Source organism: Methanobrevibacter sp., from assembly GCF_045611865.1.
Classification (GTDB): domain Archaea; phylum Methanobacteriota; class Methanobacteria; order Methanobacteriales; family Methanobacteriaceae; genus Methanocatella.
In genome coordinates, this window is the sequence record NZ_JAZKXX010000060.1 from 50328 (window position 1) to 69520 (window position 19193).

General features: G+C 34.0%; 13 protein-coding genes and 1 tRNA gene. 11 read left to right on the forward strand and 3 right to left on the reverse strand.

The genetic code is table 11. The features are described 5' to 3' along the window. Positions 1-269: 269 nt before the first annotated feature. From ACKI32_RS05950 to ACKI32_RS05965, 4 genes are all read left to right on the forward strand, one after another. Positions 270-7220 (forward strand): Ig-like domain repeat protein, encoded by a 6951-nt coding sequence (locus tag ACKI32_RS05950; RefSeq protein ID WP_407414487.1) that lies wholly within the window; start codon positions 270-272, stop codon positions 7218-7220. A gap of 252 nt (positions 7221-7472) precedes the next feature. Then, on the forward strand, positions 7473-9296 hold the full coding sequence (locus ACKI32_RS05955) for a threonine--tRNA ligase (RefSeq protein WP_407414489.1): 1824 nt from the start codon (positions 7473-7475) through the stop codon (positions 9294-9296). 53 nt (positions 9297-9349) lie between these two features. Next, on the forward strand, positions 9350-10591 hold the full coding sequence (locus ACKI32_RS05960; protein ID WP_407414816.1) for a bifunctional 5,6,7,8-tetrahydromethanopterin hydro-lyase/3-hexulose-6-phosphate synthase: 1242 nt from the start codon (positions 9350-9352) through the stop codon (positions 10589-10591). A 56-nt stretch (positions 10592-10647) separates the two neighbouring features. Then, entirely contained in the window at positions 10648-10929 is a 282-nt protein-coding gene (locus ACKI32_RS05965) for a zinc ribbon domain-containing protein (RefSeq protein ID WP_407414491.1), read from the forward strand. Here the strand turns inward: ACKI32_RS05965 and ACKI32_RS05970 are convergent. Next, positions 10926-11672, reverse strand: a complete 747-nt coding sequence (locus ACKI32_RS05970) for a phosphoserine phosphatase (protein ID WP_407414493.1) — start codon at positions 11670-11672, stop codon at positions 10926-10928. The two genes, ACKI32_RS05965 and ACKI32_RS05970, sit on opposite strands and share 4 nt — an antisense overlap. Before the next feature lie 51 nt (positions 11673-11723). Here ACKI32_RS05970 and ACKI32_RS05975 point away from each other — a divergent pair, with 51 nt between their 5' ends. The 5 genes from ACKI32_RS05975 to hisB are packed head-to-tail and all read left to right on the forward strand — an operon-like array spanning position 11724 to position 15490. After that, positions 11724-12308, forward strand: coding sequence for a flavodoxin family protein (locus ACKI32_RS05975; RefSeq protein WP_407414495.1), 585 nt, complete (start codon positions 11724-11726; stop codon positions 12306-12308). 38 nt (positions 12309-12346) lie between these two features. Continuing rightward, positions 12347-13906, forward strand: coding sequence for an oligosaccharide flippase family protein (locus tag ACKI32_RS05980; protein WP_407414497.1), 1560 nt, complete (start codon positions 12347-12349; stop codon positions 13904-13906). 59 nt (positions 13907-13965) lie between these two features. Next, the gene (locus tag ACKI32_RS05985; RefSeq protein WP_407414499.1) at positions 13966-14658 is read left to right on the forward strand and encodes a TOBE domain-containing protein; all 693 of its coding nucleotides are present in this window, start codon (positions 13966-13968) and stop codon (positions 14656-14658) included. 13 nt (positions 14659-14671) lie between these two features. Continuing rightward, entirely contained in the window at positions 14672-14872 is a 201-nt protein-coding gene (locus tag ACKI32_RS05990; protein ID WP_407414501.1) for a 4Fe-4S binding protein, read from the forward strand. A 39-nt stretch (positions 14873-14911) separates the two neighbouring features. Next, positions 14912-15490: an imidazoleglycerol-phosphate dehydratase HisB gene (hisB, locus tag ACKI32_RS05995; protein ID WP_407414503.1), complete on the forward strand. Its 579-nt coding sequence runs from the start codon at positions 14912-14914 to the stop codon at positions 15488-15490. A 657-nt stretch (positions 15491-16147) separates the two neighbouring features. On the opposite strand, the gene ACKI32_RS06000 is transcribed toward hisB, so the two are convergent. Both ACKI32_RS06000 and ACKI32_RS06005 read right to left on the reverse strand, forming a co-directional pair. After that, entirely contained in the window at positions 16148-16975 is an 828-nt protein-coding gene (locus ACKI32_RS06000; RefSeq protein ID WP_407414505.1) for a F420-dependent methylenetetrahydromethanopterin dehydrogenase, read from the reverse strand. 255 nt (positions 16976-17230) lie between these two features. Continuing rightward, positions 17231-17302: transfer RNA gene (locus ACKI32_RS06005), tRNA-Val, on the reverse strand. 120 nt (positions 17303-17422) lie between these two features. Here ACKI32_RS06005 and ACKI32_RS06010 point away from each other — a divergent pair. Together ACKI32_RS06010 and ACKI32_RS06015 are read left to right on the forward strand one after the other, a co-directional pair. Beyond that, entirely contained in the window at positions 17423-18346 is a 924-nt protein-coding gene (locus ACKI32_RS06010) for a branched-chain amino acid transaminase (protein ID WP_407414507.1), read from the forward strand. Between the two features lie 9 nt (positions 18347-18355). Beyond that, on the forward strand, positions 18356-19189 hold the full coding sequence (locus ACKI32_RS06015) for an undecaprenyl-diphosphate phosphatase (protein ID WP_407414509.1): 834 nt from the start codon (positions 18356-18358) through the stop codon (positions 19187-19189). The last annotated feature ends 4 nt before the right edge of the window (positions 19190-19193 follow it).

The window sequence follows — 19193 nt, forward strand, 5'->3', positions numbered from 1 at the left end:
GTTTACCAAAAATGGTTTAAAATATACAACTGTCTAGAAATTTGGATATTTTATTGTTAACATTTAATAAATTTTAAATGATTTATTTGTCTATTTAATATTTTTTGTCTTTTTTTAACGAAAAAAAACCTATTAGTTTAAATAAAATGTCTATCTAATATAATACTGTATTTTAATGTAAATCTTTATATTTATTTTAAAATACGATTCGAATTCGAAGAGGTTTAAATATGAAGAAATCGGTGATAACGTTATTAATATTTTTAATAATGATTATATCTGTCTCTGCTGTAAGTGCAGCTGAAGATGCTTCTGATTTAGGAGCAGCTGACGATGATGCACTGTCCATATCTAACACGGATGTGGCTATAGCAGATGGTGTAAAGAATTTTACGGATCTTAGTACAGATGTTGCTGCTGCTGGTAATGTTGTATTAACTTCTGATTATATAAGAAATGAAAGTGAAACTGTAGTTACTATTGATAGAATTGGAACTATTGATGGTCAAGGACATACAATTGACGCTGATGGAAAAGGTGGAATATTTATTGTTAATTCTGCTGGTACATTAACTTTAAAAAATATGATTTTAAAAAATGCAGTATGGAATTCCCAAATTTCTGAACATGGTGGTGCTATTTATACCGAGTCTGGTAGTACATTAATTTTAGACAATGTTACATTTTATAATAATTTTAATTATGATAATAGAGCAATCACTGCACATGGTGATTTAACCGTGAATAATTGTATTTTTGACATTGCTGGTGAAACTGCTCATGGTGGAATTGTATCTTATGGAAAATTATCTTTAGATAATAATGCATATAATGGAACTTTGTATTTTGCAACACTTATGGCTGGTTCATTAACTAGTGAATCTACAATTTATGTTGAAGCTTCTGTTGACCCTGCTACTAACTTTAAAGAAATTAATTATAGAACATCCCGTATTGTGGATGATAATAATAATATTGTAGAAGTTGAATATGGTGTAGGTACTTGGGCTGTTACATTCAATGATGTTGCAGTAACAACTACTCCTACATGGGAAGCTGGAAATGTAAGTGGTAAAGCTAATGCAAAAAGTTATGGCGAACAAAGAGTTGAAATTACCAACACTGCTTTAGCAGCTGCTGATGTTGTATCTGCTACTGTTAATATAGCTCCTGTAAAACAAGATACTGTTTTAACTTTAACTTTTGCACCTGGTACTCCAAAATGGAATGATAATGTTAACCTTACTATAACTGCAACTCCATTCCATGATGATGACCTTGGTGATTTATACGCTACTGGTGATGTTAATATTAGTATTACTCCTGGTGGTATTAAAGAAACCTTAACATTTAATAAAACAGGTGTTGCAACTTATGTAATTGAAAATGCTGCTACTGGAAGTTACTCTGTTTTAATCCAATATGGTGGAGATGATAACTTCAATGCTGCTACTAAAAATGATCAACCAGCATTTGAAGTAGCTGCAAAAACAATTGTAATAACTGATAAAAACATAACTGTTGATCAAACTAAAATTGGTGAACAAACTATTAGCATTGCATTACCAAGTGATGCAGCTGGTTATATAACTGCAAAAATTGGTAGTGACACATATATCCAAAGTACTCATGTAACTGGTTCAGCTTCTTTCGATGCAAATTTACAACCTGGATCTTATGATTTAGAAATTACATTTATTTCTGATGGTAATTATGCTAATTATGCTGATACTGTTCCATTCACAGTACCTAAATTAACTACTACTATTGACATTGCTGTAGAAAACATTACTTATGGTAATAATGCAACATTCACTATTACTTTAAATAAAGATGTTGGTAATGCTAGTGTATCTGTAGTAAAAGTAGGCGATGCTGATAATTTCGAAACCGTTGCTTTAACTAATGGTACTGCAACTATTAATAAAGGTAAACTCGACGCTGCTGACTGGATTATTACAGTTAAAGCTTTAGACGACAAATACGAAGAGTGTACTACTAATACTACATTCAAAGTATCTCAAGCTGTTCCTGAAATGACTATTGTTGTTGGTCAAGTTGAGTTATTTAAAGATATTAAAGTAAATGTGACTGTTAAAGATTACGAGGGTAATGTTGAGTTATGGTTTGACAGTAATCTCGTTGGTACTGTAGCAGTATCTAATGGTGTTGCTGAATTTACCATTCCTGCTGCTTATAATGATGAAGCTGGTGATTGGACACTTTATGCTTATTTCACACCTACTGATTTAACCAATATTGAAGAAAAAGAGATTAACAAAACTATCACTATTGCTAAAGTAACTCCACAAATTAATGTTACTCTTACATATGGAGTAGCTTTAGTTAACCGCGAAGTAGATCTTGATGTTTATTTATCAAATCATGGTACTGGTCTAGGTCCTAATGGTGTTTTAGTAATTACCATGAATGGTGAAACTATCGCAACAGGTACACTTACTGATGGAGAAGATAATGGTTTAGTAATTCCTGCTGATAAAATTACTGCATTAGGTAAATACACTATTAATGTAGCATATCTTGGTGATAATTACAACTATAATCCTAATTCCACTGACTTCACATTTGAAGCAGAAAAATGGCCTGTTTACCTTCGTATTAAGGATATTGATAATGCTACTCTTGGTCAAAATACCACTATTGAATTAGGCGCTTATCAACCTTATTATCTTGCAGATGTAAGTTTTCCAGTAAACTTCACTATTGCTATTAAAGATGCTAAAAATGTAACCGTTAAAGAAATTCCTATTTCTTTAATAAATAGCCCTACTGAACCAAGTAAATTAAATGTAACCCTTGGTGTTGGTACTTACACTGCTGTACTTTCATATCCTGGTGATGATGTAAGTTTCGCAAATAGTACTACTTCCAACGCATTTAATGTAAAAGGCGCTGTAAAAAGTCTTACTATCGAAGCTATGGGTGCAGATTATCCTGATAATGCTACTGCAGTTGTAACTGCTGATGTTGATGGTGATTACAATGTAACAATAATAGAAACTGGTGATGTTTATACTGTACATGTTGTTGATGGAACTGGTAGTGTAACTTTCGATGTTTTAGCTCCTGGTCCTTATACAGCTACTGTAAAAAGTATTATGGAACTTTATCCATCCGAAACTAACCAAACTACTTTCACTATTGACAAAGGACTTGTAGTTGCCACATTTACTGTTGCTAATGTAGATTATCCTACTAAAGGTATTGCATATGTAACTGCTAATGTTGACGGTAAATACCAAATTCGTTCAGAATCCAGTGCTGATGTATTTGATGTAACTGTTGTAAATGGTACTGGTAATGTAACTTTCACTGAAATGTTACCTGGTACATACACTTTAGCATTATGGGGTATTGTTGCTGAAAATGACAACTACACAAATTCTAAAGTTGATACACTTGACTTCACTGTAAATAAAGGTACTGTTGATGTTAATTTAACAGTTGATGATGTATCCTATCCAAATAAACCTGTTGTAATCCTTAATGCAACTGTTGGTGGAGCTTACACTATTACCGTACTTAATGGTACTACTGTAATTAATACCTATCCTGTAACTTTAAATGCTGGTGAAGCTAAAGAAACTACAATTACTGATGATTTGCTTCCTGGAACTTACACTATTGATGTAGCTGCTACTATTGATTATTATGACCCTGTAAAACTTAACAAGACTTTCGAAGTTACCAAAGGTTTACTTGAATACAGTATTGCTGCTACTAACATTACCTATGATGGTACAGCCATATCTCAAGTAACACTCACTGCTACTGTTAAAGGTACTGAAGCTACAACCAAAAAAGGTTATGCAATTTACCTTGGTGATGCAACATCTCCTTTAGCTTACATTAACGGTGATGACACTGATAAAACAGTTGATTTACCACTTTTAGGTGCTGGAACTTACACAATTAAAGTAGTTCCTATTGAATCAGATCCTGCATTCATATATTATGATTTAAGTGCAACTCCATTCAACACTACTACATTTGAAGTAGCAAAAGGCACTACCACATTTGATATTAGTGTTTCAAATGTAGAATATCCTGCAAATGTTACTGTACACATTGTAAATAGTAATATTAACGGTACTTACATCGTAAGTGTTGGAGATGCTACTCAAGAAGTATTTGTTAACTCATCAGATGTCGCAGTCGACTTTGAAGGATTACCTATCAACGCATATTTAGTAACTGTAACTAGTAAAAATGCTAATTACACAGAAGTTACTGAACAAGCTAATGTTGTTGTTACTTATGGTCCTGTTCACCCAACTGTAGCTAATGTTGTGGTACCTTACCTTGCAGATGCTGTCGTTGTTGTTGAATCAGATACTGATGGTGAATATATTGTAACTGTAGCTGAAAAAGATTACACTGTAAATGTTGTAAACGGTAAAGGTAATGTAACTTTAGATGTTTTACCTATTGGTGATTATTCTGTTAAATTAACTGCTAACATTAAAGATTACATGCCATACTTAAACCCTAATATTGCAACTGTTAAAATTAATCAAGCTAAAGTTAATTTAACTATTGAAGTTACTAACGTTACTTACCCTGAAAACGCTACTGCTACTGTATCTGCTAATGTAAGTGGTACTTATACTATTAAAGTAGGCACTCAAGAGTTCAATGTAACTATTGAAACAACTCCTGGTTTCATGGCAAGTGTTACTCAAACACTTAACATGTTAGGGTATGGTACTTACACAGCTACTGTAGATAAAGCAGTTCTTGATGGTAATTTCACAGTTGACGAAGCTCAATATGTCTTTAATGTAGCTAAAGCTACTCCTGTAATTAACATTGATGTTAAAGATACTTACAGTGTATATGATAACGTAACTATTGTTGTCACTGTTCCTTATGGTACTGGTACAGTTAAAATAAGTAGTGATATATTAGCTGAACAAGAATTACCTTTAGTAAATGAAACTGCTAATGTAACCATACCTAAAGTTACTGCATTTGGTGAACACGTAATTACTGTAGTGTTAAATGACCCTAACTTCAACGGTGGTTTAGAACAAGCTACATTCAACGTTACTAAAATTACTCCTGTAATTAACGTTGCTTTCAATAATGCATCCTATAAAGACGATGCTAAAGTAAATGTTACTTTCGGTAATTTAAATGATGAAGCTACTATTACTGGTACTCTTATCATTTCTGATGTTGGTAGTGTAACTGTAGACGGTGATAAAAACTACACCTTTGATTTAGGATCTAACTTACCTGCTGGTGAATACACACTTAATGTTACTTACACTGGTAACAGTATTTACGCTGGCGTTACTGATGTGATTACAATCACCATAGCAAAACTCACTCCATTTGTAAATGTTACTGCTGTAACTGGTGGAACTTACCCTGACAATGCTACTGTAACATTCATTAGTGATGCTGCTGGTAATTTCACTATTGATATAGTTGATGCTTCTGGCGTTGTTGTTAAATCTATTGATGTTGGTGCTGTAGCAGCAAACAATGCTACTACCGTTGCTATCGTTGGTTTAGATGGTGGTAAATACACTGCAAAAGTAAACTATCTTGAAAACGAAAACTACACTGGTGTAACTAATACTAGTGATGTATTCCAAATTGCAAAAGCAGTTACTACTATTGAAGCTAATGCTTTACCTGTAGCTTATCCTAATGTTGCTACTGTAGTTGTAAAAGCTGGCCAAGCTGGTACTTACACTATTAAAGTAGCTAAAGGCGGTATTATGTATTATAATACTACTGGAGATTTAGTTGCTGGTGAAAACACTATTGCTCTTATCGCACTTCCTGCTGGAGATTACACTTTCACTGTTGAGTATGATAGTAACGATTATGTTGCTGATCCTGCAACTGGTAACTTAACTGTAGCTAAAGGTCTTCCTACTATTACTATTGTAGGTAATGATGCTACTTACCCAGAAGCAGCTTCTGTAACCGTTACAAGCAATGCTGATGGTGCATACACTATAATTATGGGCACTCTCCCTGTTACTGAAGGTATCTTCACTGCTGGTGAACCTGTAGTTGTTCCTCTTGGTGTATTAGGTGCTGGTGTTCACGATATTGCTGTTGCTTACGGCGGAAATGATAATTTCGATAAAACCACTGTAATGGGTAATGTAACTGTTGCTCAAGGTACTCCTGTAATTACTCTTACTGTTAACACTCAAACTATTGGTGAAGATGCTACTCTTACTATTACTATCCCATACGCAACAGGTGATAGTGTAAGTTTAAATACTAATATCTCTGTTCCTTTAGTTGATGGTGTTGGTACTTACAACATTGGTGTACTTGAAGCTACCGATTACACTTTCACAGCTGTTTACGACGGTGACGCAAACTTAACATTTGGACAAAACACTATTGCTTTCACTGTTGCAAAATTACCTTCTAACTTAGTTGTTAAAACTAACAACATTACCTTAGGAGAAGTTGCTAATGTTATCGTAACTATTGATAATAAAGCTACTTTAGCTGTTGGAATTTATGTCGATGGTGTATACGTTGCTAGTGCTGAAGTAACTAATGGTGCTGCTATTATTCCTGTAGCAGACATTCCTGCTGGTGACCACAACATCACAGTTGTATATGGTGGATCTGCTATATACTCTGAAGATGCTCAAACTGCTGCTATTAATGTACGTGTTCCTGTATACGTAATTTCAGAAAACAAAAACATTGCAGTTGTTTACTCTGGTACTGCAACCTACAAAGTTCTTGTAACTAAAGATGGTGTACCTGCTGCTGGTGAAACTGTAACTATTGTAATCAACGGTGCTACTAAGAAAGTTACTACTGATGCAGAAGGTTATGCAACCTACGCATTTAAAACTACTAAACTTGCTCCTAAATCATACACTATTACAGCTTCCTGCGGAGATGCAAAAGTTAAAAACACTGTAAAAGTTACTCACGTACTTAAAGTTGCTAACAAAGCAGTTAAAAAATCCAGTACAGTTACTAAAGTTAAAGTTGCATTGAAACAAGTTGATGGTAAATATCTTGCTAAGAAAACTATCAAAATTAAATTCAGAGGCACAACCTACAAAGTAACAACTAATGCTAAAGGTATTGGTTACTGGAAAGTTACTAAAGCTATGGTAAGCAAACTTAAAGTTGGTAGTAAATACACTTACAAAGCAACTTACGGAAAAGACGCTGTTAGTAAAAAACTTGTTATTAAAAAATAGAGATTTTTAATCTCTATTCTTTTTTTATTTTTTTAACCATACATCACATTAATAAAAAACCATAAACTTTTTTTAAGATTCAACAAAATATCACTGTTGATTAATTAAATTCACATTAATCCTGACTACTTTTAGTTTACAATCACCTAAAAGTAATATTTAAAACACTTTTTTTTGACCGGTATTTTCCATTTTCCTAATTTATATATAACATTAAAATCAAAAATTTAATCACTAATATATGGTGATTAAATGAGAATACTTCTTATTCATTCTGATTATTTAAATTATAATGTAAAGAATAAAACACCTGTAGCCGAAGAGATTGAAGAGGCTAAACATGCTGGTTCCTTTGATGATTCTCTAGTGGTATTTACAGCTGTTGAAAAAGACGATGAAAATAATCCAGAAGGTATTGTTAAAAACTTAGTTAAAGAGGTCATAAATGCTAATGATCAAGTTAAGGCGGAAAATATAGTACTTTATCCATATGCTCACTTATCTTCATCATTAAGCTCTCCAAAAGTGGCAGTTCAAATCCTGAAAGATGCCGAACAGGCACTTGCAGATGAAAACTTAACAGTTAAAAGAGTACCTTTCGGATGGTATAAGGCATTTGAGATTTCCTGTAAGGGACATCCGTTAAGTGAACTTTCAAGAACAATCACTGCCGATGAGGAAGAGGTAAAAGTTGAAAGAAAACCTTCCAAATGGCAAATTCTTGAAGGAGACAAGATTACACAGATTGAAGACTTTAAATTTGAAAACAAGGCCTTCAAACAACTAGTTGATTATGAACTTGGATGCGGCGCTTCCGATGAAGGAGAACCTCCTCATGTGAAATTGATGAGGGAAAAGGAAATTTGTGATTATGAACCTGCATCCGATGTCGGTAACCTCAGATGGTATCCAAAAGGAAAATTAATCAGGGATTTGCTTGCCGATTATGTTTATGATTTAACTGTCGAACGTGGAGCAATGCCTGTTGAAACTCCGATTTTCTATGATCTGGACAACCAAGCAATTTATGAACATGCTTATAAATTTGGTGAAAGACAATACAGGACTGACACTAAAAAGAATTTAATGCTTAGATTTGCGGCTTGTTTTGGTGCATTTAGATTAATGGCTGATTCATATTTGACATGGAAAAATTTCCCTGCTAAAATTTTCGAATTAACCAGATACAGTTTTCGTTTTGAGAAAAAAGGTGAAGTTGTTGGTCTTAAAAGATTAAGAGCTTTCACAATGCCTGATTGTCACTCATTCTGTTGTGATGTACCTTCCTCTTTAGAAGAATTCTCTCAACAAACTGACATGTGTATGCAAACAGGTAAAGATTTAGATTTAGACTTTGAAGTAATTTTTAGAGCAACTCAAGACTTCTTTGAAGAAAATGAGGAATGGATGTATGAAATTGCTCGTAAGTTCAATAAACCAATTCTTTTAGAAATTTTACCGGAAAGACATCATTACTGGGTATGTAAAATCGATTTGGCAAATATTGATGCATTAGGTCGTCCAATTGAAAATCCAACTGTTCAAATCGATGTTGAAAGTGGAAAAAGATTTGACATTACCTACCTGGGCGAAGATGGCAAACAGCATAACCCAACAATATTGCACACTTCACCGACTGGAAGTATTGAAAGAGTATTATGTGCAATGCTTGAAAAGACTGCAATAGAAATTAATGAACGTTCCCCAATGTTGCCTACTTGGTTAAGTCCTATCCAGGCAAGAATTTTAACCGTTGGAGAATCCCACAAGGACTTTGCAGATGAATTATATGATAAGATTAATGCTTCTAACATTCGTGTGGATGTTGATGACAGGGATGAAAGTGTCGGTAAGAAAATCAGAAATGCAGCTAAGGAATGGATTCCGTATATGTTTGTCATTGGTGATAAAGAAGTGGAATCAGGCAAATTCCAGGTAACTGTTCGTGAAACTGGTGAAAAGGTTGAAATGACAGTTGAAGAATTAATAGCTGAAATTAATGCTAAATGTGAAGGAAAACCTTTCAGGAGATTGCCTTTACCTAAGGATATCTCAAGAAGGATTAATTTCCAATAATTATTTAAAAAATTAAACTTATATTATTATATGGAGGAAATTTAATGGACCCAATGTATAGAATAGGAGAAGCTCTTATTGGAGATGGACCTGAATTAGCTCACATTGATTTATTAATTGGTGACAAATTTGGCCCTGTAGGTCAAGCTTTTGCTAATGGTTTATCAAACTTATCTGTAGGACACACTCCTTTAACAAGTGTAATTAGACCAAACTTAATGACAAAACCGGCAACTTTAATCATTCCTAAAGTTACCGTTGGCGATTTAGACGATGCTAGTAAAATATTTGGACCTGCACAAACCGCTGTTGCAAGAGCAGTAGCTGATGCAGTGGAAGACGGATATATTCCAAAAGACATTGTGGAAGACATTGTAATCAATGTAAGTGTATTCATTGATCCTTCTGCAAAAGATTTCAGGAAAATATACCAATACAATTACGGTGCAACCAAATTGGCAATCAGAAGAGCAATGGAAGGATACCCATCCATCGAAAAGGTACTTGCAGAAAAAGATCGTGGAACTCATCCAATTATGGGATTCAAAGTCAAAAAACTCTGGAGCCCACCATACTTGCAAGTTGCACTTGACCTTGACAATGAAGTTGCAATGGAAAAAATCATCAAAGATTTACCAGATAACGACAGAATCTTGCTTGAAGCAGGCACACCACTTGTTAAAAAATTCGGTGTTGGAATTATTGGAAAAATCAGAGCGCTACGTCCTGATGCATTCATTATTGCTGATTTAAAGACTTTAGACGTAGGTCGTGTGGAAGTTAAAATGGCAGCAGACGAAACCGCAGATGCAGTTGCTATTTCCGGTCTCGGTACTGTTGAATCAATTGCAAAAGCAATCCATGAAACTCAAAAACAAGGTATTTATTCCATCCTTGATATGATGAACGTTGCTGAATTCGAGAAAAAATTAGCTAAACTTCCTGAAGACTTAAAACCGGACATTGTTTTATTACACAGAAATGTTGATATGGAAACTTACAGAGCAGAACACGGTGAAGACACCAGTGATATGACTGAATGGGGTAACATTAAAGACATTAAAGCAATTCTTGGTGAAAATGGTTTAATCGCTGTTGCTGGTGGAATTAAACCTAACAATGTCGAAGAAGCAATCGGTAAAGGTGCAAACATCATCATTGCAGGTAGATACATCATCGGTTCAAGAGATGTAAGAAGAGCTGCACAAGACTTCTTAGAACACTTTGACCCAGATCCAGACAACATGAGACTTGCAATGGATGAAGACGAAAATATCGAAGTAAAAGACGACTAGTAAATTAGATTCAATCTAATTTACACTTTTTCTATTTTTTAAAAGGAGTTTTTATTATGGGTTTTTGCAATTCCTGCGGAAGACCAATTGTCAGAGAAGATTACGGAACAAACAAGGATGGCAGTCCAAACGATGAATTTTGTATCGATTGCTATCAGAATGGTGAATATACAGAACCGGATATAACCTTACAAGAGATGATTGTAAGAAAAACAAAAGAAATGATGGAGAAAAATCCGAGATTACCTGAAACACAGGCAACAGGTATTACTGCAATGTTTATTCCAGGCCTTAAGAGATGGAATCCAGAGTTTCAGGATGACTACAAAACTCTCTAATTTCCACTTTTTAAAATAAATTCTTTAACTTTATTGGCTATATACTCATCACGGCTTTTTGATGTTTTAAGTCTATATAGCTCTTCTTCTAAATTATTGTATTTATCAACCAAATCATTATATTCCAGGCGAAGGTTATCATAATCTTTTTCCAAATCTTCGTTGATTTCATACATTTCAGCATAGCTTGTCCTGGTATTGAGACTTTCCTGCTTTAGCTGATCATATTTGCTTGAAACTTGATTGTAACTTTCACGAATGGAGTCGTGTTCTTCCCTTAAATTATGACATTTGTTTTTGAGATTTTTGTTTTCCTCTTTAATGCTTGAATATTTTGTTTTCAAGTTTTCATTTTCCGTTTTGATATTGACAAACTTGGTTTTCAAGTTTTCGTTTTCAATTATTAATTTGGAATGTTTGTCTCTTAGGCTTTCAATCTTTTCTTCATAATTAAAAGTAGAAGGGCTTGTATTTTCTCTAAATTGTCTTTCCATCGCCTCTAACTCCTGAGTGTGTAAGTAATTAGCAATCTTTAAGTCTTCGTTTTCTTGGATAATGTTTTTAAAACCTTCAATTTCGCTGTTAGGGATAATAAGGACTTCTTCTTTATTTGTGTAGATGTCTTCGTTTTTAGGCACTGTAATTTGAATCTGCTCGGTTGTGTATTTTTTCTTCTCACCGTTTTTAAGTGTCCTGTTGTATTCTCTTGAATATTTTTTTACAATCCCTTTTCCGTATTTCATGATTATCCCTTAGTATTAAATTTATTATTTACTTCTAATAAATATTGTTGTATGTATATATTTGGAATTTGTGCAAGTCCAAGGAATAATACAACTGAATATGTATTGAAAAATGCCTTAGACAAACTCGCCCAAGATGATTTTGAGTGTGAAATGTTTACATGCCAGGCTAAAGACATCAAACCGTGCATGCACTGCGACTATTGTTTGGAAAACAAGGAGTGCATAATCAGGGATGACATGACCGAAGTCTATGAAAACCTCAAAAAGGCAGATGGGATTATAATTGCAACTCCAATCCAAAGTGGAGGTATTTCATCCAACCTGGCGGCAATAATGGATCGAACAAGGGCCCTGGAGGCGATTGACTATAATCTCTTAAGGGGTAAAATTGGAATGAGCATTGCTGTTGGAGGCGACCGTACAGGTGGCCAGGACTTTGCCCATTTAAAAATCATTACATATTACATGATACACGGCATTATTCCGGTCAGCGGAGGACCATTCGGTTCTAATTTGGGCGCTTCATTTTGGTCAAACGACTCTTTAGAAGATATTCAAAATGATACATATGGAATGGAGTCCCTGGATAGGACATTGCATGAATTTAAAAATTTTCTAAATAAGTACATTTAAATATTTTAAAGTGATTATATTAATTTTAGGTAATTATTATGGCAAATAAGTTAATTCGTGGTAGTTTGATAATTTTCATAGGCAATATAATCTTCCGTATCGGTGGTTATATTTACCGTTTTTTAATGGCTATATTGCTTGGACCAACTGCCTATGGAATATTGGGTATCACTTTGCCATTTCAGGGAATTTTCCAAACATTATCTGCTGGTGGACTTCCTCCGGCAATTGCAAAATATGTTGCTGAGTATGAGGCGGTCGATGAGCATGACATGGCCAGGCAAACGATTTTTACGGCCTTGAAGATAATGGTATTTTTAGGATTGTTCTTTGGAGTTTTGATGATTTTTGTTGTAGCTCCATATCTTGCTTATGATTACTTAGGCAAACCCGCTGCTTTGGTTCCTCTTCAAATTGTAGGTCTCATTACTCCTTTTAGTGTTGTTGTAGGTGCTTTTAGAGGGGCATTTCAGGGAGTATACAAGATGGAGTATATTGTATACACCAGGGCCGTTGAGCAGTTGGGTATGATTTTATTTGCAACCGCATTTGTTTTAATTGGACTTTCCACCGTTGGTGCGTTGTGGGGTACAGTTTTAGGATTTGCATTTGCCACACTATCAGCGATTTATATTTTCAAATTCCACATGGGCAAATACATTCCCCCTTCAAGTGAAGGATTCAAATTCACATTTAAGGATGAATTTAAACTTGCAACAATGTTAGTTAAGTTTTCCATTCCGGTTATTGTCACAGCTATCGCTGAAATGCTTATTTATAACATTTGTACCATTGTAATGGGTAAGTTTTTGACTTTTGATGATGTCGGATTTTTTGCAGCAGCCGATCCAATCGCAAGACTTCCTTTGATGATTTCAATTTCTGTTGCAACAACAATTCTGCCTGCATCTTCTGAAGCTTTCAAGCTTAAAGACACACAAACCCTTCAAAAATATGTTTCAGAGGCGTATAAATACTCATTACTCTTTGTTGTTCCGATGTGTGTAGGACTGGCACTGTTTGCAACCCCTACATTAAGGGTTTTATACTTTAAAAATCCGGCTTATGTTGCAGGGGCAACTGCACTTGCAATTTTGTCACTTGGTATGACATTTTATTCAATATTTGCTATTTCAACAAGTATCATTCAGGGAATCGGTAATCCAAGAATTCCAATGTATATTCTTATTGGAGGAGCATTTGTAACTGGTGTCCTAAACTGGGTTATGGTTCCAATATTGGGAATTGCCGGTGGGGCATTGGCAACCAGTATAGCATGTTTTTTAATGATGATACCATGTATCTACTTCGTTTTTAAGTTAACCAAAACAAAAGCCCCAACAAAATCTATTATAAAGATATTGGTCGCAGCTACAATAATGGGAGTATTTGCATACTTCATTCCAAAAGATACATTATGGTTATTCCCAGGTATATTTGCATGTATTATTGTCTATTTCTTTAGTTTAATTTTGGTTAAGTTCTTCCAAAAAGACGATATCGAAAGTTTAAGACATCTTTCATCTAGATTCGGACCTTTGTCTAAAATCGTCGATAAACTCTTAAACTTTGTCGAAAAAATAGAATTTAGAAAATAGAAAAATTATTTAATTATAACAAAAATACATAATAATATTATATTTCGGGGGATTATAATATGGCTGATGTAAAAGCTGGTGTTGAGTATAAAATCAATGTGGACGGTAACTCTTTTTTACTTGATAGTAAAAAATATCAACTTTTAGAGTCCATTTTAGAAACTGGTTCTTTAACAAAAGCTGCTAAGGAAATAAAGGTTTCTTATAGGACTGCTCTTAACTACATTGAGAAAATGGAATCAACATTAACTGTAAAAGTAGTAAGTACCACTAAAGGTGGAAAAGGTGGAGGTGGAGGAACTTCTCTTACTGAAGAAGGTTACTCTATCTTAAAAGAATGTAAAAAGATTAATGCTATTATGGAGCTTCACAAGGACGTTAACGAAATCGAAGCCGAGATAGTTGACATCAATGACATCAAGGGTGTCATGACAATCAAAATGGAAGAGTTTGAGATTAATGCTCCTTTAAATAGGAATTATGAAATTGGAGATAGAATTTTAGCATTGATTAGTTATGACAATATCTTTTTAATGTTGGAACCTCAAGCTTCAAGTATTCGTAATATCTTAAAAGGCCAAATCGTTGAGATGAAACTCGAGGGGGAGATTATTCGTGTTAAAATCAACGTGGGTGGAGTTATCATATGCTCAGATATTACAGTATCCGCTGAAAAAGAGCTTAATTTAAACATAGGTAAGGAAGTCTATGTCGGATTTAAGGCAATGTCTGTTGCTACATTAAAATTATGATTTGAGGGATAATATGTTGCAGATTTTGGTTGATGAGGATAAATGCACAGGATGTGGTAACTGTTATGACATTTGTCCAAAAGCAGCTAAAATTTGGAAGATTAATCGCGTTGCACATATATTGGATTTAAGATATTGTCATGTCTGTACAATATGCGCAATGAAATGCCCTGAAGACTGCATTAAAATAGTACGTCCGGGTGAAGAAGCATAAATCCTTTAAGCTAAAATTAATAATTTGATAGGTTAGATTATGACTAGAATTGCAAATCTTTCAAGAAAAACTCAAGAAACTGATATCACAATAAAAATGAATCTTGACGGTGAAGGTAAATATAACATCTCCACAGGTGTTAACTTCTTCAACCACATGTTGGAATCATTTTCAAAGCATTCCATGATAGACTTGGATGTCGATGCAAAAGGCGACATTGAAATCGATGATCACCACACTATTGAAGACATTGGAATATTACTTGGCGAAGTATTTCTTGAAGCGATTGGAGATAAGAAAGGAATAAAAAGAATGGCACATGCAATGGTGCCAATGGATGAATCTATTGCAACAGTTGCAATTGATATAAGTGGACGCAGTTACTGCAATATGAAACTAGACTTTAAAAACGATAAAATTGGTGATATGACTGCAGATGTTATAATTCACTTTTTCGAGTCATTTTCAAGTTCAGCAAAACTGAATATTTATGGAACTGTTGAAGGTGCAAACGATCACCACAAGGCAGAAGCGGTTTTTAAAGCATTTGCCAAATCCTTAAAAGAGGCAATTAAAGTTGAACATGACCAAATTCCTTCAACAAAAGGCGTATTATAGCTATTAATTTAGCTATCTATTTTTATTTTTTTGACTATGTGTAAAAAGGGAAATTATAAAACACATATTAAAAGCTATTAGATAGAAAAATTTAGGATAAAATCCAACTGTACTTCCCTTTCGACATCATATGTTGTTAATTCATTAACAAGTTAATGGACAACAACAAATAGTAGCTTGCCAATAAAACATAAGAGAAAGCAAGTACTAAATTTTCAACAGCCATTACTATTCCTCCATTGATAGGAGTGTATTACAATATTTCTCTTTGATATCATTAAAACACCTTTTTAGTTTGTCTTTATTTTATTGTGTTTTAGAATTATTTATATTTATTTATAGTTATTTAGAACTACCTATTTTTAAAAATCAATATTTATTTATCATTATAATTAATTTAATTAAGCAATATTGACTTAATAATGTAAAAAAATGAAAATAAGAAGTTTTATATACTAAAAAAATCATATGTTGTAATGACATCAAAGAGATGTTAATGGTCATTGCGACCTATTTTAGTTTGTCTTTGAGTAAGGGTATTAATTTATCCTTATTCAAAAAAATCTATTTTTCTAAAAATATTGATAAAATTAGCTAGTTTTCTAAAATTTCTATAAAAAAAAGTAAAAATAAAAAAAGAAAGTAGCGATAAGCTACTTATTCTGGTTTAGAGATTAAGTCTGTTTTTGAACCTGGGTTACCTTCTTTCATGTGAGGGGTTCTTAAAACAGTATCATTTGCTTTTTCGATTTCTCTTGCTTCTTGTGCTAATTTAGCAGCACATGCAGCGATTTCGTGAGCAGCAGCTACTAATGGGATGAAGTTTTCGAAACCTTTGGTCATGAAACAACCTTTCATGTCTAAGTTAGCAACGGATGCTGCCATTTCGTATGCAGCGATAGCTTTTGCTTTTGCGTATGGGTTTGCGAATCCACCAGCTTCTGCAGCTTTTTCAGCAGTGATTATGAGTTTAGGTAATTCAATTGATCCTGCTTCTGCTTGTGCAATTACATCGTCAATAGTTTTTTGGACTAATCTTAATGCTCCGGTTTCTGCTAATACTTTTAAGATGTCGGAGTTGAAGATTGCCATTTCAGTTGGGTCTAACCATTCTCTTTTTGCACCAATCATTGGGTCAGACATAACGATGATGTATCCTAAACCTTGTTCGTCCATTTCGTCTTTCTTACCTTTACCTGGTGCGTCACCAATGATAATAGCAGGAATGTCTTTTGCAGATAATAATTCTCTTGCTTTAGCTGGTCCAGGTGCTCCTGGGTTTGGGCTTATGAAAATTGCGAAATCAGGTTCGAATGCGTCTATTTTAGGCACGACGTCTTCTACTTGTTCAGGGTTCATTTTTGCTCCAGATCCAAAAGTTCTTACATCGATATTTGGTCTGTCTGCTCTTTCGTCTAACAATAGGTCAATTACTGGTGAAGTACCAATATTACCACTTTTAATAATAGCAATTTTAACTACCATAATTAAGTCTCCTTTTTCGATAGTTATAATTTTAATTAAGAAACTATTTAAATTTTATTATTTGATATTTTTAATCATTGATTATAAATTTTATTGAATATTGTTCAATTTTTAAGAAATTTGAAAAAAAATTATACAATTGGCTATAAATTTAAAATTTTTCTAACAAAAATAATGAGAATTATGCGTATTTTTTCTCTTAAAATCAACGAAAAAGTAGACTAGAAAATGAAAATTTCAAAAATAAAATTAGAGTGGTTCCGACGAGACTCGAACTCGTGATCCCCTCCTTGTAAGGGAGGTATCATACCACTAGACCACGGAACCAACAAATATTATTATGAATTTACTATTATATATATGTTTCTATTATTCCAAATTTTGACTATGAAAATTTAAATATATATAAAAACATAATTAAAATCATAAAAAATATGATGTGATAAAATGGCTTGGGACGACAAAGCAACAAAAGTTTGGATTGACGGAGAATTTGTTGAATGGAAAGATGCAAATATTTCAGTACTTTCTCACGTGGTCCATTATGGAACTAGTGTTTTTGAAGGTATTCGTGCATACTCCAATGAAAAAGGAGTAGCGGTATATCGCCTAGAAGAACATGTACAACGTTTATTTGACTCAGCAAAAGTGTACAAAATGGATATTCCATATACACAAGAAGAAATAGCTGAAGCAATCATCGAAACTGTCCGTATAAATGAACTCGACGGCTGCTACATACGCCCTATCGTATTTAGAGGATATGGAGAGTTAGGAGTAAATCCATTAGGTTGTCCTGTAAATGTTGCAATTGCAGCATGGGAATGGGGATCATACCTTGGTGAAGAAGGAATGGAAAATGGTGTAGACATAGGTGTTTCATCATGGAGAAAACCAGCACCTGACACTTTCCCAACACTTGCAAAATGTGGAGCTAACTATATGAACTCACAACTTGCAAAACTCGAAGCAATTGACAATGGATTTGATGAAGCAATCATGTTAGACTATGAAGGGCATGTTTCAGAAGGTAGTGGAGAAAACATCTTTTTAGTTGAAGGTGAAAAACTATACACTCCAACACTCGGTTCATCCAACCTTAGAGGAATCACAAGAGACTCTATCATGACTGTCGCACGTGATTTAGGCTATGAAGTTGTGGAAGAAACAATTTCAAGAGAAAGGTTATACTTTGCAGATGAAGTATTCTTCACTGGAACTGCTGCTGAAGTTACACCAATCCGTTCAATTGACCACAGAACAATCGGAATAGGTAAAAGAGGCCCAATTTCAGAAAAAATACAAACTGCATTCTTTGACATTGTTGAAGCTAAAGTAGAAGATAAATACGGCTGGTTAACTTACATTTAGAGGTAGATTATGGATATACTTCAAGCAATATTAATTGGTATTGTTCAAGGATTGACAGAATTTTTACCAGTTAGTAGTTCTGCACATCTAGTTTTTGCTCAAAAGCTATTGGGGGTCGAAAGCTCTCTTGCTTTTGATGTTTTCCTACACTTGGGAACATTAATTGCAGTTTTATGGTTCTTTAGATATGATATCATTAAAATGCTTAAATCATGGTGGTTAAGTATTGGAGATATCCTTCAGGGGAGATTCAAGGAAGGATTCAGACAAGACCCATATAAAAGACTTGCTTGGTATGTTATATTGGCCACTATTCCTGTTGGTATTGCAGGAGTCCTATTTGAAGATGCTGTAGATTCACTGTTTGCGGGAGCACTATATGTTCCGGCATTTTTCCTGTTTGTAACCGGTACCATCCTTTATTTATCTCAAAGGATGTCAAGTGGAAATATTAATCTAAACAATATTTCCGCAAAAGAATCATTTTTCATGGGATTAGGTCAGGCATGCGCATTATTGCCGGGTCTTTCAAGATCAGGTACAACAATAGCTGCAGGTTTAACAATAGGGCTTGAAAAAGAGTTTGCAGCAAAATTCAGTTTTATATTATCAATCCCAGCAATTTTTGGAGCTTTTGTTTTTAAATTAAAAGACATTGGCTCTGCAATGGATACAAATTTTTTACCTATATTTTTAGGATTTATCGTATCAATTATTGCAGGTTATTTAGCTATTAAATGGATGTTAGATTTAATCCAAAATAGAAACCTTGATGTATTTTCTTATTACTGTTGGGTGATAAGTATTATTGTGTTTGTGGGCTCAATCGCTCATATATTTTAAAAAA

Bases quoted from the DNA above. Each gene is read 5' to 3' on its own strand.
- ACKI32_RS06000 (WP_407414505.1), bottom strand. From the start codon at position 16,975: ATGGTAGTTAAAATTGCTATTATTAAAAGTGGTAATATTGGTACTTCA.
- ACKI32_RS05990 (WP_407414501.1), top strand. From the start codon at position 14,672: ATGTTGCAGATTTTGGTTGATGAGGATAAATGCACAGGATGTGGTAAC.
- ACKI32_RS05970 (WP_407414493.1), bottom strand. From the start codon at position 11,672: ATGAAATACGGAAAAGGGATTGTAAAAAAATATTCAAGAGAATACAAC.
- ACKI32_RS05950 (WP_407414487.1), top strand. From the start codon at position 270: ATGATTATATCTGTCTCTGCTGTAAGTGCAGCTGAAGATGCTTCTGAT.
- ACKI32_RS06010 (WP_407414507.1), top strand. From the start codon at position 17,423: ATGGCTTGGGACGACAAAGCAACAAAAGTTTGGATTGACGGAGAATTT.
- ACKI32_RS06015 (WP_407414509.1), top strand. From the start codon at position 18,356: ATGGATATACTTCAAGCAATATTAATTGGTATTGTTCAAGGATTGACA.
- ACKI32_RS05980 (WP_407414497.1), top strand. From the start codon at position 12,347: ATGGCAAATAAGTTAATTCGTGGTAGTTTGATAATTTTCATAGGCAAT.
- ACKI32_RS05960 (WP_407414816.1), top strand. From the start codon at position 9,350: ATGTATAGAATAGGAGAAGCTCTTATTGGAGATGGACCTGAATTAGCT.
- ACKI32_RS05955 (WP_407414489.1), top strand. From the start codon at position 7,473: ATGAGAATACTTCTTATTCATTCTGATTATTTAAATTATAATGTAAAG.
- hisB (WP_407414503.1), top strand. From the start codon at position 14,912: ATGACTAGAATTGCAAATCTTTCAAGAAAAACTCAAGAAACTGATATC.
- ACKI32_RS05965 (WP_407414491.1), top strand. From the start codon at position 10,648: ATGGGTTTTTGCAATTCCTGCGGAAGACCAATTGTCAGAGAAGATTAC.
- ACKI32_RS05975 (WP_407414495.1), top strand. From the start codon at position 11,724: ATGTATATATTTGGAATTTGTGCAAGTCCAAGGAATAATACAACTGAA.
- ACKI32_RS05985 (WP_407414499.1), top strand. From the start codon at position 13,966: ATGGCTGATGTAAAAGCTGGTGTTGAGTATAAAATCAATGTGGACGGT.